Origin of the sequence: Marinobacter changyiensis, from assembly GCF_009193265.1 — a bacterium.
Lineage (GTDB): Bacteria > Pseudomonadota > Gammaproteobacteria > Pseudomonadales > Oleiphilaceae > Marinobacter > Marinobacter changyiensis.
The window spans coordinates 178661-196723 of the sequence record NZ_VZZZ01000001.1; the positions used below are offsets into that span (position 1 = coordinate 178661).

Sequence of the window (18063 nt, forward strand, 5' to 3'; positions counted from 1 at the left end):
CAATGGGTGTCCACGGAATTCGTAAAGCGGACACCCATGTCTAAGGCCAGCCGTCACTATTGATTTAAATAGCTTTTATAAGTGAAGCAAAATCGGGACAGACCTATTTTTCAATTCCGGCAAGGCATCTTTTGAGAAGGCATTTGGCACAGCTAAATCCTGATAAGCATAACCGGTTTAATCTCCAGCGCCGGCGTACTGAAAACTGGCCGGCATCGCATTGCTGTCTAGCGGTTGCGACTTCGAAGCCTCCGGAACCGACCAGAAACTCACCTCCAAGATTTTTTCCTACCCCTTGTAACTTTTATCCGCTTTAACTTTCTAATTTTTAGGTAGAGCACGTCAGGGTGCGCATGATTGAGGTGGTGGGCTTGATACAAAATAACATGCCCGCCTCCTTGGGAAAGTCCCGGTGAAAGCCACCGGGCAGCTTTTTGGGAGGGCAAACCATGAAATCTACGTTCGTTTATCCGGTATTTCTGTCACTACTCCTGACCGCTTCTCCTTCATACGGTTCTGAGTGGGAACGGCACTTGAACGAAGGTGCGGTGGCGCAGGACGCATCAGTCACCATGAGCAACGATTGGTCAGAATTGCACGCCAACCGTCTAAGGCAACTGGAGCGAGGTTTTTACCAGGGAAAAGGTTTTGATATTGAAAGCCTGCCACCTCAGGCCGCCGGACCGCGAGTCAGCTACAGCGGTATGAGTAGAGATTGGAGAAAGATAGAGGCCAACCGTCGGGGACAACTCGAACGCAGCATGCATTAGGATTCGACTGTCACCTCCGGGGGAGTCAATCACCAGGGCCGAGGCCCTGGCGATTGACTGTTACGATGCAGCGCGCAGACGCGCAGGAGGGATGAGTACTACATTCATGGTTGATAGCTCAGTCGAAAGGAGTGTGAGAAAAGGGTCGGCTTACGCCGACAAGCTATCCCTCCCCGCCTCTAAGGATGGGGTTTCTCACGAACCATCTTATGAATTACGAACACGAGGACCGTGAGCACTACTGTACGATGTGCATGAGCGGCAATTGCAAAGCAAAATTCGAAAAAGGAAACTAAAAAAACATAGAGTAACGCTCCTATAAACCTTTTCTTCAGGCATGATCCCTATGCCTACCCGCAAACATATTCTGACACGACTACCAACGCGGAAGAGCATTCAAAGTGTGGAGAGGGTTGATAGCGACTCAAATTAGCCCTGAGCCACCAGAGACAGGGACCGCTCAAATAAGATGAACAGCAAAACTACAAAATCGCTCTACTCATCGACTGCGACAACGTCAGCCATCAATCCATCGAAGGAGTACTTCAGGAGCTTGCCAAGTACGGTGCCGCCAACGTGCGCCATGCCCATGGAAACTGGAACGGGCCGCAACGGGGTGGCTGGATCGAAAAGCTCCACGCCAACGCCATAAGACCGGTTCAGCAGTTTGCCTACACGACCGGCAAAAACGCTACCGATGCCTCAATGATCATCGACGCCATGGATCTGCTCTACAGCGGAAACGTCGATGCGTTCGCCCTCATGACCATCGACCGTGAACGCCTGGCCGCCGTTTCCCTCAGGGTAAATGCTACACGCTGCTGCGTCCGGATGACCACTTGCTGATGGCCGCGCCGGCAGAGCCGCGAATGCTCCTAGGACGGCAGTCCAACCAGCAACCCTTCTTTTTGTAGTAAAGCCATTTCGGCGCAACTGGCAAAGCAGGCGATTTCCCTCTGGCCCAAAGTCGGCCGAATACGGCGGGCATCGCTCAAGGCATCGACTGCCCGTGGGACGTTGCCGTCGTGAATATGGGCAATGGCGAGCACAACTCTGGGCAGGAAAATCCGGTCATCACAACGACAGGCATCACTGGCGGTCCGAATGGCGTTGTCAATCTGGCCAAAATTGAGCATCCCTCTGGCAAGCAACGCGCCCCAGGCCGAGCGACGATTATCACGCGGGCTGATTTTCATGCCCTGGAGCATAAAATCGATGCCTTGAACATCGCCCTGGCGAATCATGGCAGCCCCCAGGGCGGCCATCGCCTGGGCATTACTTGGGTCCAGTTCCACTGCGCGACGTAACATGCCGACACCCCGTTGCAGGTCCCCCATATCGGCAAACGCACAGCCGGCATAGCCCAGAACATCGGTATCCTGACCGTCCAGAGCCACGGCTTTTTCAGCTGACCGGGCGGCCTCCATGAGCCATTCGCGCCCACGGATGAGCCCCACCAGATGACCAATGGCAATAATCAGGGCCAGATAGGCATGGGCAAATGCGAGTTCCGGATCCCGCAGGATCGCCTGTCGCAGAAGGTTGGCAGCTTCGGTGAAACTTTCCTCACTCCAGCCTTTTTGGCCAAGAATGGCGTGTCCCTGGCGATACAGGGCCCAGGCACCGAGGTCCACCGTGCGTCGTTTCCGGAGCTGGCTCAGCTCAGCCCGATTGAGTTCGGGCTCAATTCGGCTCACGATCTCGCGCACCACCTCTTCTTCCAGCGCGTTCAGGCTTTCGGCCGGGATCAGTTTCCGGTCCGACCAGAGCATGTTGCCGCTCGCCGCGTCCAGCAGCTGGACCCCGACTCGCAGATTGTCCCCCATGGCCCACACCGAGCCTTCAATGACGTAGTCCACACCCAGCTCTCTCGCGATGTGCTGAATACTCACTTCCCGCTGACGATACTGAGATGCGGTATTGCGAGACAGCACCAGAAAACCGGGAATGCGGGCCAGGTGAATACTGATATCTTCACTGAGCACTTCCGCAACCCAGGCAGCCTGGTCAACGCCCACGCCGTGAGAGAACGGAAGCACCGCCAGCACGGGCTGCTCTTTCTCCCGTTCATTGCCGGACGAAAACAGGCAGGCGGCGGCCAGCTCCTGATGCGCCTCGGCAGCGCTCTGCTGCATGGCATCTGACTCGGAGTTCGGGGCAAGGGGATCGGAAGCATCAATGTCGGCCACAAAGCGATAGCCCCGACGATTGAACGTGGCGATGAAGCCCTGTGTCTGCCCGTTATCCCCCAAGGCCTGGCGTGCAGCTTTGACGGCACTGCTCAAGGCGGACTCGCTGACGACCTTGCCCGTCCATAGCTGGTCCAGCAGCTCCGTCCGGCTGACGATACGGTCGCGGTGAGTCACCAGATAGGTCAGCAAATCGAAGACAAGCGGCTCCAGGGGCTGGGCTACGCCGGCGCGACGCAGCTGGAGCTGGTGGGTGTCCAACTGAAAATCAGAAAAACTGAAAATCATGGATTGAGTCCGCAATGACTAGCTGTGTATAAAATTAGCAGACAACACCCCGAGATTCTCCACATATTCCCCACATCCACCCCAAGTATGGTCCGGGGCAACCCCGTAGACTGATCTCAAGTTGTTTCACACGCCGCCCATTACGGGAGGCTTCCAACCAGAGCAAGGAGAACGACCATGCCATTAGTCACCATCAATCTGATCGAAAACGTATTCGACAAGACACAGAAGCAGGAGATGATCGCGAAAGTCACCGACGCCATGGTGGGCATTGAAGGTGAAGCCATGCGAGGTCTGACCTGGGTAGTCATTAATGAAGTCAGCGAGGGGGAATGGGGAATCGGAGGAAAGCCCCTCAGTAGTGACGATGTGCACAAAATCCAAGCCTCTGCTGCTTGAGGTCGAGATGGGTCGGTCACTCGATCGGCCCATCTTCTCGCGCGGGCATTGCTGGCGTTGTATTCAAATCGGCAGCGTAAAGCGCCGAAGCCCGGCGGCACCGGAATTGACGTAAAGCGAGTCGGCCTTACGGCCCTCACCTCATCGCCCGTAGTAGGCTGGTAGCTGTTAAAGCAGCCACAACAGGAGTAAATTTAAAGGTGTAAGCTGCGCATGCAGAGCCAGTAACTGGCAGTTCGTATTCAGACCCTGACCGGAGTAGACATGCCGGCTCCACCACCAATACGGTCCACTGGAGTCATGTCATGAACACAATCTCTCGCTTAGTACTCGCGGTTACCATGAGCTTTATCCCTCCCGCATTCTCGCATCAGGACACCATGAATGAAGGTCATACCCATAGCACCGGGGATGACATCGGCACCGTCAATTTTCAGGCCGACTGTGATGACAGTGTGCGCGCTGATGTCGATCATGCACTGGGCATGATGCATCACATGATGTACACCCAGGCCCGCGCCGAGTTCGACGCCATTATCCAGGCCGATCCCGACTGTGCCATGGCCCATTGGGGTGTCGCCACGTCGCTGTTCCAGCCATTATGGGGCACCACTCCCAGTCCTGAGGATATCACCCGGGGTCGCCAGGCCATCGAGCAAGCCCGTAACGCGGCCGAAGATGAGCGTGAACGGCTGCTGATAGACGCAACCGCTGCGTTCTTCGAGCCGGATACCGACCAGGTCCGGGAACGGCTGGCCGGCTGGATTAAGGGTATGGATAAGGCCTATCAAGCCTTCCCGGACGACGCTAACGTCGCTACCCTTTATGCCTTGTCCCGCTTGACGCTGTCGCTGTCCGCCGAAGACCGCAAGGCACTGCACAACGAAGCAGAAAAGGTACTGCGTGGGGTTTGGGAGACCGAGCCCACCCATCCCGGGGCAGTGCATTACTCCATACACGCCACGGATGCCGATGGCCGCGCTGGCAACGCCACTGAAATTGTGGACTCCTATACCGGAATAGCCCCCAGCGTTCCCCATGCCTTGCACATGCCGTCTCACATTTATGTGCGGCTCGGGGACTGGCCCCGGATGATTGAATGGAATCAGCAGTCCGCAGACGTGGCGGTCGATCACAAGGTCGATGGCGCCACGTCGTTCCACTACATTCATGCCCTTGATTATCTGGTCTATGGCCACCTCCAGCGGGGTGAAGACAGCGCCGCACGCAGCGTCTGGGAGACCGCCCAGGCCAACGGACCACATCAGGCCAATTTCCCCGGCGCCTTCCACCTGGCATCCATCCCCGCAAGGTTGGCTGTTGAGGAACGGGATTGGGAGGCGGCCGCCGCCATTACCCCCCGTGCTGTCGACTATATCAGCTGGGACAAGTTCTCCTGGCCCGAGGCTCTGAGTTGGTTTGCACGCGGGCTTGGGGCTGTCCACACCGGAGATCTGGACGCCGCCCGCACGGCCGAACAGCGCCTGGAGACTCTGGTGGAAACCGCCCGGTCCGCGGCCGATCCGCGTTTCTCGACCTACATTGAGGTGGATCGGAGGATCCTTGCCGGGTGGATTGCGCAGGCCCAGGGTGAACCAGACCGTGCCATCGAACTGATGCGTTCCGCCGGGCAGCTGGAAGCCAGCGTCGAGAAGCATCCGGTCAGCCCCGGAACCCTTCTCCCGCCCTACGAGGCGCTTGGCGACCTGCTACTCGCCCTGGATCGCCCGGCCGAGGCCCTCGAGGCCTATCAGCAGTCCGATCGCACCTGGCCAAATCGGTATAACACCCTGGAAGGAGCGGCCCGAGCGGCCGATTTGGCCGACGATACCGGATCCGCCGAGCAGTGGGCCCGTCGACTGCTGGAGATAGCCCCGGAAACAGAGCGCGACTCGATCGAACGAATACAGACGCTGTCTGGGAGAAGCTAGGCCCATCAGGGCGGGAACCTTCAGGTTCCCGCCCCGATGCCGGTTTCCCTGTGAGCCCGATAAATCTGGCTCGAACAAGATCATCCGGAGCTGCGCGGGTCGGGCGTCTCTTCATCAAGCCAGGTGCCGCAGTGTTTACAATATTTGGCGTCGACTTCATGGCGATGTTTACCGCAGCCCGGGCAGGCTTCATCGGAGTAACGTTCCGCGCGCAGGGTGCGAATCACTTCCGCGGAAAAAACGCCGGCGGGGAGCGCGATGATCGAGTAGCCCGTAACCATGATCATCATGGAAATGAACTGGCCCCAGGCCGTCACCGGCGTTATATCGCCATAGCCCACGGTTGTCAGTGTCACGATTCCCCAGTAGATGGATTTCGGAATACTGGTAAAGCCCGCTTCGGCCGGCTCAATGAGATAGAGAAAAGAAGAGAAGATGGTCACAACCATCAGCACTACAAACAGAAAAAGCAGGATCTGGTGCCGACTGCGAACCAGGGCGTCCAGCAGCAGACGGCCCTCGCCCACTATCGTCATCATTTCCAGTACCCGAAACAGACGTAGGGTCCGCAATAGCCGCAGTACTACGAGAGTCTGGGCACCCGGGAACAACAGCGCCAGCCAGGTAGGCAAGACGGCCAGTGCGTCGATAACGCCGTAAAAGCTTCTCAGGTAAAGCTTCGGTTTCTCCAGGCAATAGATGCGCAGGGCCAGCTCAATGGTGAACAGCAGCGTTATGCCCCATTCCACAATGTAAAAAAGCTCCCCGTAGCGGGCGTGATATTCCGCAACGCTGTCCAGGAGAATGATCCCGACACTGAGGAATATCAGCAACGCCAAGAAAACATCAAAGCCCTTGGCCAGGGGGGTATCGGATTCGAAAATGATCTGAAACAGATGTGTTTTAATTCCCAGGCCACCAGGCTTTATCGTCGCCATCCGAGCTGCCTCTCTAATATGCCGAGTTGATAAGCACAACGTCCTAAGCTTAGATTAACAGATCATCCGGAATTCCGTATTTCGTGGCGATTCGCCTTCCTTATCGACACAACGCCATTGAGAGAAGCTGCGATGATGCGCTCAGACAGGACGTTTTTGTCCTCCTGAACCATTGTATTTGAAGGAGAATTCTATGAAAAAGTTCCATTCACTCGCCTTTTATGCCTTGCTCACACCGGCCATAGCCCTGGGTTCAGCTGCTTTGCTCGCCGAAGAAGGCAGCAATGGGCATCAGGATTTGGGAGAGCAGGACATGGACGCCCATGCTGAACCCGAGAATCAGAACTCTGAGCTACACGAGGAGTCCACCAAGTCCAAATACAATTCAGAGGACGCAACTGGCACAACTGACTCGGAAACGGGCGATCAGTCTGGCATGCAGAAAGAGGATCATATGGAATCTTCGTCGGATAATGGCATGGACGAGTGACCTGATCGGATCTGAGCTCAAAGCCAATCGTGGCGAGCGCGTGGGTGTGTCGGATTGATCAAACCGGCAGTTCGATGATGTCACCCGCCACACCGTCTTCGGTCACCTCCAGCCGCCCTACCGTGATCGGCAGGGTAAAGCGCCGGGGCCGGCGTGCAGGATCACGTCCGAGCCCTTTAATACCTCCAGGGCTTCGGGACGCATTTTGCTATGGGTATCTGCGATGACGCCGATTTGCATGGTTCTGCTAGCGATTATCGGTCAATGATGCCCACCCGGCCCATGCACATGGCCGTGCGCTAGCTCTTCCTGATCGGCCCGAACCTCCTCCAGAAAAAGTTGAATAAAATTACCGCGAAAGGGCAGGCCCCAGTAATAGAGTTCGTAGTCCTGCATTGTGACTCTCCCACACTGACAGTTGAGAAGATAACTGCTGTGTGGAAGTGTAGCGCACAGGAAAAGACCTGATCCGAAAGCCAGGTCTATTCAACTCAATGCCGCTGGTTTACCAGCCTGGTTTCAAAAGCCGACAATGTTAAGCCTGCAAAGAAGTTGATTGATCGGAGCAGTCGATATACAGGAAATAGAGACGAACCAGGGAAACAAGATTACGAGGGTATTGGCCTGGACGAACTGGGCTACACCATTGAGGACTTTGAGATGAGTGACAATTACATGATCGAAGGCGGCATCAGCAATTCCGGTGGTCAGCTATTACAAACCCTGTTCGACACCCTGCCCCAAACCGGCCGGGTGGAATGGATTGGTATCCGCCCCGCCCGTGGTGAAGCCATGGAAGCGCTCGATAGCGTAGCAGTCACACCCGGCAAAGGCCTGGATGGTGACCGATTCAAAGGCCGCGAGACCAGCAAGCGGCAGGTGACCCTGATCCAGAAAGAGCACCTGCACGTCATCGCCTCCTGCTTGCACCGGGAGTCCATCGCACCCGAGGTTTTCCGGCGCAACATTGTGGTGTCTGGCCTGAACCTGCTGGCCCTGAAAGGCAAAAGGTTCCGGATCGGAAATGTGGTGCTGGAATACACAGGCCTTTGCCACCCCTGCAGCAAAATGGAGACGTCGCTCGGGCCCGGCGGTTACAACGCCATGCGCGGGCATGGGGGTATTACTACGCGGGTGGTTGAAGCGGGTGACATTGCCCTTGGGGACAACGTTCAGGCCTGCCCATGAATTGGCGAATTGGGAACAAATAAATCTGAAGATCATGTAGCCAGCCTCCCATAGTCCGTCTTCGGGAGTAGGCTGGTAGTTGGCAAAACAAACCTGCCACTACAGGAGGCTGACATGAGTCTATTCTGCGCCATTGATCTTCATTCCAACAACAGCGTTGCCGTCATTATCGACGCTCAGGACAACGTCGTTTTCCAGCGACGTCTGCCAAACGATATTGAGGTGATCAAAGCGGCACTATGTCCTTTCCAGGCGGAGCTCCACGCCGTCGCGGTCGAATCGACCTTCAACTGGTACTGGCTGGTAGATGGCCTGCAGGCTGCCGGCTTTGAACTGATGCTGGTCAATCCTCAGGCCGTACAGCAATACCAAGGGCTGAAGCACACCGATGATGTTTCAGACGCCCGTTGGTTAGCCAACCTGATGCGCCTGGGCATCTTGCCGACCGGTTACATCTACCCCTTTGAAGAACGCACGCTGCGAGACCTGTTGCGTAAACGGCTCCTGCTGGTTCGTGAGCGGGTCATGCATCTGATCAGTGCTCAAAGTCAGATCTGGCGGTCCACCAGTCAGCGGGTCGATAGCACCGAGCTCAAGCGAGCTCAACCTGAACTGCTGAAGGTCTTTGATCACCCCAATTTACGCAGGGCATTGCACTGCCATCTGGTGATGATCCGCACTCTGAACGAACAAATTCAGATGCTGGAACGACAGATCAGCCAGCAGATGCGCTTGAACAAGGCATTTCAGATGTTACTGACCGTCGATGGCGTCGGTCCTACTCTGGGTTTAACCATCGCCCTGGAAACCGGCGACATTACGCGCTTTCCCACCGTTGGACGCTATGCGTCCTACTGTCGCTGTGTGAACAGTCAGCGGCTGAGCAACGGCAAAGCCAAGGGGCAGAACAACACGCGTAACGGAAACAAATATTTGGGATGGGCGTTCGTTGAATTGGCCCACAGCATCATCCGGCACAACAAGACGGCGCACCGGTTCTACCAACGCAAACGAGCACAGCGCAATGGTGCCCTGGCAACCAAGGCTCTGGCCCATAAAATGGCCAGAGCCTGTTACTACGTGATGCGTGACCAGGTGCCTTTTGATCAAACCAAACTCTTTGCCTGATGACGATTTGAGTGTGTGGAGCAACCCGGAAACCGGGATGGTTCAACCAGAAGTCTGAATGGGTCTCCACGCACTCTCCCGAGCACGCTAAGTGCCTGATGCGCCCTGGCCGTGAACCACTCTGAGACTGGCACCGCGAGAGCGGCTAACCATCTATCTGTAACACTTGGACACGGTCAGGCACCGATGATTTTTTGGGGCGAAAGCCAGGGGATAGCTCGGTGAGCTATCCTTGATCCTGATGGGTGTCTGGTGCGGATCAGTCCGTAACCAAAGTTGAAATAGCGGGTGTGCATCTGAGGGAACCAAAACCCGCAATAAAAAAGCGGTCAGGTCTTTTATTGTGCCTTGACTACGGCTGGCTAATGGGTGTCTCGGTTTTCCGTTTTCGTCGGACCAGTTCACGGAATGATGCCCTTACCATAACTGAATGCGCGGCAGGAAAGTCGATGAGGCCAGTGTAACTGGCTCAGTTTCCCAGAACTTCCGGTAACGGCTCACCCACGGCCCCGGAGGGCGCTTTTGCGCCGATCAGGGATGACAGGGTCGGGGCAATGTCATACGGCGCTATTGGTCGACTGACGGTTTGGGCCTTCAGGCCGTATCCGGAAAAAATCACCGGTACATGGGTGTCATAACGCCACGGGGAACCGTGAACCGACGCCACCTCCAGACCGTCAAAATCGTTGATAAAAACATTGGGCTTGAAGACCACGTAGATGTCGCCCGACCGTTTCGGATGGAAGTTATTCAAGACGGCATCAATGACTGGCACTGTCGGGAACGCGCCCGACCGCAGGGCCGAGCTGGGTATCGCCACGGCGACACCTTCAAACTGCATCAGCGTCTCTGCAAGAGTCTGTTCGATCTCCCCTTTATTCAGGCCTTTTTCGTCGATGATCTCATCGTTGAGATACAAGTAGGGTTGGAAGAACGCCTCTATGAGTTCCTCACCAATGCCAAACTCCTTCTTCAGGGCTTCAATGGCCGGCGTCTTGTCGAGCGCCTCGACATCGAAATAGCTGGCAGTGGACACGCCAAGCTGATTGAGATGGCCAGGAACTTCGGGCTGCCCGTGGTCGGCCGAAAGCACCACCAAAGTGTTCTCAAGGCCCACGTGCTCATCAACGACGTTAAGCAGGTCCGCCAGGGTACGATCCAGGCGAGCCATATTGTCCTCGGTTTCCAGGCTGGAAGCGCCGAAAACGTGACCGACATAGTCGGTTGAGGAAAAGCTGACCGCAAGGAAATCCGGAATCTCGTCCTGCCCCAACCCCTCGGCTTTAATCAACGTGGTTGCAAAATCCAGGGTTAATTCGTCACCGGCCGGGCTGAGCGTCAGGCGGGTCGTCATGTACTTGTCGTCGGCCGCCCCCCAGGCGTGGGGGAAGGTACGCCCGAAACCCGGAAAATCGGTTTCGAAACCCTGATCGTCGGCACCACCAAACTGGTAAGCATCCGGCTTCAGGAGCAGCTCCCAGGCCTGGCCCGCGTATTTGCCAGCGGGCTTGCCCGCATTCCAGTCCGTCACCCATTGCGGGTACTCGTCATAATAATACGTGCTGGTAACAAACTCCCCGGTGGCCTTGGAGAACCAGAAGGCTTTCCCGGTCTGCCCAGCCAGGGTAACCGCACCTCGATCTTTCACGGAGACGCCGAAGATCTTCGACCGCCCATTGAAATAAATCGCCAATTCATCACTGAACGTTGACGTCAGTATGGCGGTTGGTGATCGGCCATCCACCTTTGCTGCCTTCTGGGTCGGATCGATTTCAGTCTGTTTATCGACATCAGCACCGACTGTCAGCAACCGATAGCGTGCATCTTCGATGTTATAGATCAGACGTCCCAACTCACGGTCAAACCAGACATTTCCGATCATCCCGTGGCGTGCGGGTACGGTGCCAGTCGCCAAGGATGTGTGGCCAACGACAGTCTCTGTGTTGGCGTGTCGATAGTTGGCGTTGGAATAGGTGATTCCGTTGTTCCAGAGGCGCTTGAAGCCATCGTCTCCCAGGACTGACGCGTAACGCTCGGGCAGATCGGCGCGCAGTGCATCCACCGTGATTTGCAGAATCAGCTTTGGGTGGCCGCCACTTTCAGTTTCCGCAGCGCCTGCTGCGCCAGGGGCCAGACCGACCATCAGGACGGAAAACGCAGACGTGAGCGAGAGGCACGCCCAACTGTTCCGAAACTGCCTCAGGAAAGAGAAATAAAGCCTAATCATGGGAGCGCCCTCATTTGGTTGAATGTCCTTATTAACCAAACAATCACCACCACGGCTCCGCGTTGCTACAGAGTCACTGCCCAGATTGTGTCATTTTTGTATAACACAGCCCCGGTTTTTTTCAAGCTGACAGGGAAAAAATATGTCCCGGTTTTCCCTGGCATCAGTCAGCCCAAAACCATGCGCCATCACGACACACGGCAAACTTCTACTGTCGGCATTTTGCGTGTAAAGAACACCGCGACAGGTTGTACCGTGGCTCGGAAATTCCAGGGGGAGTTTCGATCATTGTTTGGCTCACATGCTTGAAGGTCGAGAGTCTCAGGATAGCGCGTGGCCATGCAGGTAAGCGTTGCTACGGTGAAACAAGTCGAGTTTGGCCGGTTTCCCAAACAGGTATCGTAGTCTATGTTTTGGGTATGGACGAGCGTTTCCAGGGCAGGTTAAAAGTCCCGCTGTCGAAGCCCACCTATCCTGCCGAGGATGCACCATGTTGCAGACTTCACTGAGATACCTCACCGTGGTTGCCTTTGCCGCTAATTTTATTGCTGTTTCCGCTCTGGCTAACGCCACAACACCAATCGACTGGGCATCGGTTCCGGTTGAAGAGGTTACCCTGTTCTATCCCGGACAATCGAGCTTCCAGTGGTTACATAGCCCGGACCATCCCGGTGCGCGTAAGGTGGGACGCGGCACCGCCTGCAAGGACTGCCACCGTGACTCGGAACGAAGCATGGGTAACGATATTGTCTCGGGTGGCCACCTGGAACCCAATCCGATCGATGGCAAGAAAGGGTCACTACAATTGGCTGTCCAGGCTGCTCACGACGAGGAAAACCTGTATCTCCGGTTCCGCTGGAAGACCCAAGCGGAACGGCCCGGCGTGATGCACGACTACATGCGCTACGATGGGCAGGCGTGGGCATTCTACGGCGGCCCCCGATCGGCAAAGCGCGTGCGTCAGGGAGAGGAGCCGCCCCTCTACGAAGACCGACTTGCGATCATGATCGACGATGGCGATGTACAACGTTTTGCCGAGCAGGGGTGCTGGCTCAGTTGCCACACCGGCATGCGGGACATGCCGGGCGAACCTACCTCAGAAGCGGTCCGCTCTCACCCGTATCTGGGCGAAGGTGGCCTGGGCCGCAATGACGTGCGCAAGTACCTTCCCGCCTCCCGTACCGACACATCCACGAGCTGGGACAAGGTTAAATCCCCCGAAGCTCTGGCGAAACTCAAGGAAGAGGGCGTTTTTCTGGATCTGATGCAGTGGCGTGCGGCCCGGAGCAACCCGGTCGACATGGCAGACGACGGCTTTGTACTCGGATACCGCCTTTTCGACGAAGGGAACAACCCATTCTCCTGGAACGTCGATCGCGACTCCATGACCCCCAAATTTATGTTCGATCCCAAGAAAGTTGGCCGGAAATCCCTCACCGTGTCGGATATAGAGACTGGCCCGGAACCTGCGGCCCTGATCCGCGAAGATAACTCGGTTCCCTATGACCCCGACGCCGGGTGGAAAGAAGGCGACGTGCTTCCAGGCCGACTGCTGAGTCGCGTAGACGCCCGAGGGTCGGCGGCGGACAACACCAGGGTTACCGGCAAGTGGGAAGATGGGAGCTGGACTGTGACCTGGATCAGACCTCTCGACACCGGCCATGACGACGACATCACCCTGAAGCGCGGTAACACCTATACCTTCGGCTTTGCCGTGCATGACGACAATGTCACGACGCGTTTCCACTTTGTGTCATTCCCGGTTGTCGTCGGGATAGGCCGAGGCGGAGATATTACAGCTGTCCCTCTGGATTAACCGTCGGCACCAGCAAGACGTTCACGCCCCGCCCGGTCATGGCCTCGGCGACCTGCTGCGCATCCGGTGGAACCTGGACGTTCTTGTGGTACGGCCAGATGTCGAACATGCCATAGTCGGCACAGGGAGCTTCGCGCTGAAAGGTAAAGACCATGTAACGACTTAACGAATGAGGTCATCACTCACAAGCATCATCATCCTGGCCCGGGTATGTTTTTCAGAAGCTCGGCATTTGTGGGGTACTTCTCAAGCAGCTCAACCAGCTTTTTGGTGCCCTCTAGCGGTTTGAGACCGCCAAGCGCCCGGCGCAATGCTGTTATTTTGCCTAAATCTTTTGGATCCAACAGCAGCTCTTCACGGCGCGTACTGCTTTTCGAAATATCCAGCGCGGGAAAGATTCGCTGATTCGCAACGTCTCTCGATAAAACCAGCTCCATGTTCCCTGTGCCCTTAAATTCCTCAAAGATAACCTGGTCCATCCGGCTGCCGGTATCCACCAAAACAGTCGCCAAAATGGTCAGCGAGCCGCCATTCTCAATGTTTCGTGCAGCGCCAAACAACCTCCGCGGGATCTCCATCGCTCGAGCATCCACCCCGCCAGACATCGTACGACCGCTGCTCTTTCGCTCCGCATTATGCACCCGCGAAAGCCTGGTGAGAGAGTCAATCACAATCATGACGTTGTGACCCTCGCCAGCTTGTTGGCGGGCGATATCAAGAAGCTCATCGGCAACGCGAACGTGATGGGCATAGCTTTCATCCGAAGACGAAGCGTGTACCTCGGCCGGGACGCTACGCCTGAAATCAGTGACCTCTTCGGGTCGCTCATCTACCAATAACGCGTAAAGTTTGATCTCCGGATACGCCTTTCCCACCGCCTGGCAGATATGTTTTAAAATCGTCGATTTTCCAGACCCCGGCGGTGCAACGATCAAACCTCGCTGCCCCATGCCAATCGGCGTGATCAAATCCATCGCGCGCACCGTGAGTTCTTCTGAACCCAACTCCAAGCGAATCCCCGGCGCTGGATTGATAGCCACAGCATTTAAAAAACGTTTTTGTGGATCGGCCTCAAACACTGCTTCGACTTCCTCAGCCACTGGTTTAGCGTCTTTATTTCGTTTTCCGGTTAAACCTAATGTCTTTCTCGTCATGGTTGTTTGATAGCTCTTGTTTGATAGATATTTTTCGAAATGGGCTGATAACGTCAAAAAAACAGAAGCCCTAACGGATTGCTGACCGCCATTTTCGACAAAGACAGCCCATGCGCGTGGCCATGCTGATAAGCGTTGCTACAGTGAAACAAGCCACCCCACTTTCCATCTTGGCCAGACGCATGCATACATGCAACGCTCGTTAGGATTTCCCAATGCCCACTTACACTGTCACGGTCGCGAATCTTTCCCTGCCGCTGCAACAGAAATCTCAGATAGCGGACAGAAAATAGATCTGTCCCGGTTTTCCTGTTGCCCTGTTCATCACGGACGCTGTAGTGAAACAAGTTTCGAAGACTATTTTGGTGCCTTGTAATAAGCTTCCCCCAGCCTTCTGACGCCTACGTCTTCCAAATCATTAACGACTTGCCAGCGCGAGATGCCCTGCTCTCGCAACCATATTTCCAGCCGGTCCAGATTACTCCATTCACGACCCTGGTCACGCGTATTGTGCACGCGCGCCCAAAGTCCATCGACCAGTAAGGCCACCGCCCAGACATAGGGATGCTTGTCCGGATTGCCGAAACCGCCGCTCTGGTACTCGCGTTCAATACGGTAAACCGTGGCGGTGTTCTGGATGCGCCACACACTGAAAAGGTCAGCAATATCGGTCGACTTTACGCGTTGCTGTACCGGGCTCTCGAAATCAATATGGGTCATAGTGTTGACAGGCTCCTTATAATTGACCACAGTATGAATCATAGTGACAGGCAACCTGTTACGCAATTGCCAGGAGAAAGAAATGCTACCCACGACTTTTCGCGCACGTAAAATCGGGACGATCGATTCGCAATGGCAAGCTGTTTTTGATGACTACTGGCCGGCTTATAAAGCCTGGTACGCGCAGAAAAAGCGTGATGACATCAACCCGAGTGCGCTCAAAGAGGGGCATCGACAGCTCGTGACGGTTATGCCGGAAATGCAGCCGCTCTACGAAAGTTTTCGGGAGGCCAGTAATGATTGCCCTGTCGCGGCCCAGTTTTTGACGGGTTATCAGCCACCAGCCTATCTGGTGAGCTGTTCACAAGCGGTGTTGCTGAATGAAGAGCCGTCACTCATCCGTAATTATGACCTCAGTCCAGATCTGTCCGAGAACCTGCTGACCCAATCGAACTGGTTGGGGCAAGAGGTTATTGGTACCAATGAGTGCCTTTGGGGGCTGGATGACGGCATGAACAAGTCAGGGCTTGTCGCTTCGCTGACCTTCGGCGGCAGTAACAAGGTGGGGAAAGGTTTCGGCATCCCATTCATAGTGCGCTATGTGCTGCAGACCTGCGAGAACGTCAAGCAGGCTATAAAGGTATTGCAACGGGTACCGTCACACATGGCATACAACGTCACCCTTGTCGACAAGCGGGGGGATTTTGCCACCGTGATGTTAGCCCCTGATCAACCCGCGAATGTTACCCGCGAACGCTGTATCACCAATCATCAGACACGAATAACCTGGCCACAGCAGGCAGTGTTTTCTAGAACGCTTGAGCGCAAACAGTTTCTGGATAAGTTGCTGGCAAGCGGCAAGATGAGTGAGCAGCAACTTCGCGAAGCATTCTTAGCCGCGCCATTGCTCTCTGGCAACTATCCACAACAGTTCGGTACGGTTTACACCGCTGTTTACAAACCAGTGAGTGGAACCATGTCGTATCACTGGCCCGAAGAGAAAGCCTGGAAGCATAGCTTTGCCAATTTCCGGGAAACGTCAAAAACGGTCAGTCTCGGGAAGCAAACAAATCCTGGGAAGCAGGCAAATCTGCTGACGGCGCCTGCTAATCTTCTTGAGCATGCTGATTCGAACCACAGTTTGCCAGCGAGTACTCGACAGCAACTGTTGCAAAGTCTCGTGTACTTACCCGCCTCGGTGGTAGGGCAACCGGATGCATTGGAAAAATTGAAACAGGTTCTACGGGCCGAAAATTCTTTTTCGTGGCAAGACTATGCCGATCAGGTAGCACAGGTTTGGCATTATTCTGTGCCTGCGGATTAGCCACCCCAGTGTAATAAATGCACGCAATTGCGGAAGAGTGGCAGCCTAAAACGCCGGGGGCTTGTTTCGGCCTATTGACTCCGGCTGGCTAATGGGTGTCCCGGTTCCCCCCCGAGTGTCAGTTTTTGAGAGCGGTAATGCCGTCTATCTCAGTCACCGTTTTCGCATCCGCCCGCTCAATAATTTTCAGGAGGGTAGATTGAATCGTTTCATCCTCCCGGGCGTCACCCCCACTCGCAAACGTTTGCTTCTGGGGAGCCGCGCCCTCCTCCATGGTAAATGTAATAACGACCTCGGTGGCTGAATCCGGCGTTTTACCAAAATACTCCAGCGAAACTAACGGATACCCATGAAAGCCCTTCCTAACCTGCTTTGCAATACGCTTCTTTGCTTTATCCATATGCATAAAAGTGCCCGTCGCTGCGCTTGTTATCTGGGTGCCACATGAACACCCAGTCGATACCGTTCACCAAATCTATGCCGTTAAATCCATCAGAAAACAGATGTGTCCCGGTTTTCTTTTATCCCGTTGCATCCAGACCCTCCTCCGCCAGCAACGACAGTTGCACGTCGTGCCAGCGGGACAAAAACACCAACGCAGAGATAGCACCTATCAACGCCATTAACATGTCAGACTGTGTATCCCAGACGTATCCCTGGGCGCCGAGGAACGCGTCCGCGGCCTCGTCCGACAGCAGCGCCACCCACCATTCGATCAGCTCGTAGAAGGCACTGAAGGCCAGTGCAATGGAAATAACAAACAACACCAGCCAACCACCACGCACCACGTTGCGACGTAGAAGAATTTCCCGCGCAATTAACGCTGGCACCAGGCCCTGGAAAAAATGCCCCAGTTTGTCGTAGTTGTTTCGCTCACTGCCAAACAGACCGTCAAACAGCGGCACCTCGGCGTAGGTGTAGTGCCCGCCCACAAACAGAATCACGCAGTGGGCCAGGATCAGTGTGTAGAGCAATGGGGTAAGCGGGAATCGCCTATAAGTGGCTAACAGAAGCAGACCGCCGACGATTCCGGGCGACACCTCAAGGAACCATGTCAATTGATCCTTCGGTTCAATGCCCGACCAGATCAGCACACTTCCGAAAACGAACGCCCAACAAAGAACCCATGGATTCATCAAACGGCAAGCCCCCGATACAGTAGACGCCAGATAGCGTTACACTAAGTCAAAACGGAAAAACCACCTACATTAATGTTTGGCAGCTTGGTCGAACGGAATGTGCGAGAAGGGTCGGCTTATGAATTACGAACACGCAATCGTGAAAGTTAACGGAGACGTTGCCACCCTGCTCTGCAACGGCTGTGGCATCACTATCGCAGAGAGCACCAAACACGAGGACCGTGAACACTACTGTACAATGTGCATGAGCGGCAATTGCAAAGCAAAATTCAAAAAAGGGAAATAAAAAAACTTAATTTAACGTCCCTATAAACCTTTGCTCGAGATATAGGTCTGTCCCGGTTTTCGAAATCATCCTTTAC

18 protein-coding genes and 1 pseudogene are annotated in these 18063 nt (G+C 55.2%); 9 read left to right on the plus strand and 10 right to left on the minus strand.

Annotation, left to right across the window (positions count from 1 at the left end; genetic code table 11):
* Positions 1-449: 449 nt before the first annotated feature.
* Complete coding sequence (locus tag F6Y09_RS00975; RefSeq protein ID WP_152205063.1) at positions 450-770, plus strand: hypothetical protein; 321 nt, start codon at positions 450-452, stop codon at positions 768-770.
* A 531-nt stretch (positions 771-1301) separates the two neighbouring features.
* Positions 1302-1616, plus strand: a complete 315-nt coding sequence (locus tag F6Y09_RS00980; protein ID WP_246180328.1) for an NYN domain-containing protein — start codon at positions 1302-1304, stop codon at positions 1614-1616.
* Between the two features lie 29 nt (positions 1617-1645).
* On the opposite strand, the gene F6Y09_RS00985 is transcribed toward F6Y09_RS00980, so the two are convergent.
* A complete protein-coding gene (locus tag F6Y09_RS00985) occupies positions 1646-3247 on the minus strand; it encodes a winged helix-turn-helix domain-containing protein (RefSeq protein WP_152205064.1) in 1602 nt (533 codons plus the stop codon).
* Positions 3248-3424: 177 nt separating this feature from the next.
* On the opposite strand from F6Y09_RS00985, the gene F6Y09_RS00990 reads away from it, so the two are divergent.
* Complete coding sequence (locus F6Y09_RS00990; protein ID WP_152205065.1) at positions 3425-3646, plus strand: tautomerase family protein; 222 nt, start codon at positions 3425-3427, stop codon at positions 3644-3646.
* Between the two features lie 305 nt (positions 3647-3951).
* A complete protein-coding gene (locus F6Y09_RS00995) occupies positions 3952-5577 on the plus strand; it encodes a tetratricopeptide repeat protein (protein ID WP_152205066.1) in 1626 nt (541 codons plus the stop codon).
* An 80-nt stretch (positions 5578-5657) separates the two neighbouring features.
* On the opposite strand, the gene F6Y09_RS01000 is transcribed toward F6Y09_RS00995, so the two are convergent.
* Positions 5658-6515 (minus strand): ion transporter, encoded by an 858-nt coding sequence (locus tag F6Y09_RS01000; protein ID WP_152205067.1) that lies wholly within the window; start codon positions 6513-6515, stop codon positions 5658-5660.
* A 193-nt stretch (positions 6516-6708) separates the two neighbouring features.
* On the opposite strand from F6Y09_RS01000, the gene F6Y09_RS01005 reads away from it, so the two are divergent.
* Positions 6709-7005, plus strand: coding sequence for a hypothetical protein (locus F6Y09_RS01005; RefSeq protein ID WP_152205068.1), 297 nt, complete (start codon positions 6709-6711; stop codon positions 7003-7005).
* Positions 7006-7152: 147 nt separating this feature from the next.
* Here F6Y09_RS01005 and F6Y09_RS20790 read toward each other — a convergent pair.
* Positions 7153-7245 (minus strand): annotated as a pseudogene (locus F6Y09_RS20790) (YfcE family phosphodiesterase); the annotation flags it as partial.
* A 21-nt stretch (positions 7246-7266) separates the two neighbouring features.
* Entirely contained in the window at positions 7267-7401 is a 135-nt protein-coding gene (locus tag F6Y09_RS20655) for a hypothetical protein (RefSeq protein ID WP_281347691.1), read from the minus strand.
* 264 nt (positions 7402-7665) lie between these two features.
* On the opposite strand from F6Y09_RS20655, the gene F6Y09_RS01025 reads away from it, so the two are divergent.
* Positions 7666-8193, plus strand: coding sequence for an MOSC domain-containing protein (locus F6Y09_RS01025; protein ID WP_425481795.1), 528 nt, complete (start codon positions 7666-7668; stop codon positions 8191-8193).
* 114 nt (positions 8194-8307) lie between these two features.
* Entirely contained in the window at positions 8308-9321 is a 1014-nt protein-coding gene (locus tag F6Y09_RS01030) for an IS110 family RNA-guided transposase (protein WP_152205069.1), read from the plus strand.
* Positions 9322-9790: 469 nt separating this feature from the next.
* Here F6Y09_RS01030 and F6Y09_RS01035 read toward each other — a convergent pair whose 3' ends face one another.
* Entirely contained in the window at positions 9791-11548 is a 1758-nt protein-coding gene (locus F6Y09_RS01035) for an alkaline phosphatase family protein (protein WP_152205070.1), read from the minus strand.
* 490 nt (positions 11549-12038) lie between these two features.
* On the opposite strand from F6Y09_RS01035, the gene F6Y09_RS01045 reads away from it, so the two are divergent.
* Positions 12039-13364: an ethylbenzene dehydrogenase-related protein gene (locus F6Y09_RS01045; protein ID WP_152205071.1), complete on the plus strand. Its 1326-nt coding sequence runs from the start codon at positions 12039-12041 to the stop codon at positions 13362-13364.
* Here the strand turns inward: F6Y09_RS01045 and F6Y09_RS20050 are convergent.
* From F6Y09_RS20050 to F6Y09_RS01060, 3 genes are all read right to left on the minus strand, one after another.
* On the minus strand, positions 13342-13518 hold the full coding sequence (locus F6Y09_RS20050; protein WP_179959311.1) for a hypothetical protein: 177 nt from the start codon (positions 13516-13518) through the stop codon (positions 13342-13344). The two genes, F6Y09_RS01045 and F6Y09_RS20050, sit on opposite strands and share 23 nt — an antisense overlap.
* 40 nt (positions 13519-13558) lie before the next feature.
* A complete protein-coding gene (rho, locus tag F6Y09_RS01050; RefSeq protein ID WP_152205072.1) occupies positions 13559-14575 on the minus strand; it encodes a transcription termination factor Rho in 1017 nt (338 codons plus the stop codon).
* Positions 14576-14875: 300 nt separating this feature from the next.
* Complete coding sequence (locus F6Y09_RS01060; RefSeq protein ID WP_152205073.1) at positions 14876-15238, minus strand: hypothetical protein; 363 nt, start codon at positions 15236-15238, stop codon at positions 14876-14878.
* Positions 15239-15320: 82 nt separating this feature from the next.
* Here F6Y09_RS01060 and F6Y09_RS01065 point away from each other — a divergent pair, with 82 nt between their 5' ends.
* Complete coding sequence (locus F6Y09_RS01065) at positions 15321-16562, plus strand: C45 family autoproteolytic acyltransferase/hydrolase (protein ID WP_152205074.1); 1242 nt, start codon at positions 15321-15323, stop codon at positions 16560-16562.
* Between the two features lie 118 nt (positions 16563-16680).
* Here F6Y09_RS01065 and F6Y09_RS01070 read toward each other — a convergent pair whose 3' ends face one another.
* The gene (locus F6Y09_RS01070; RefSeq protein ID WP_152205075.1) at positions 16681-16968 is read right to left on the minus strand and encodes a hypothetical protein; all 288 of its coding nucleotides are present in this window, start codon (positions 16966-16968) and stop codon (positions 16681-16683) included.
* Positions 16969-17083: 115 nt separating this feature from the next.
* Positions 17084-17698: a DUF2238 domain-containing protein gene (locus F6Y09_RS01075; RefSeq protein ID WP_152205076.1), complete on the minus strand. Its 615-nt coding sequence runs from the start codon at positions 17696-17698 to the stop codon at positions 17084-17086.
* Between the last annotated feature and the right edge of the window lie 365 nt (positions 17699-18063).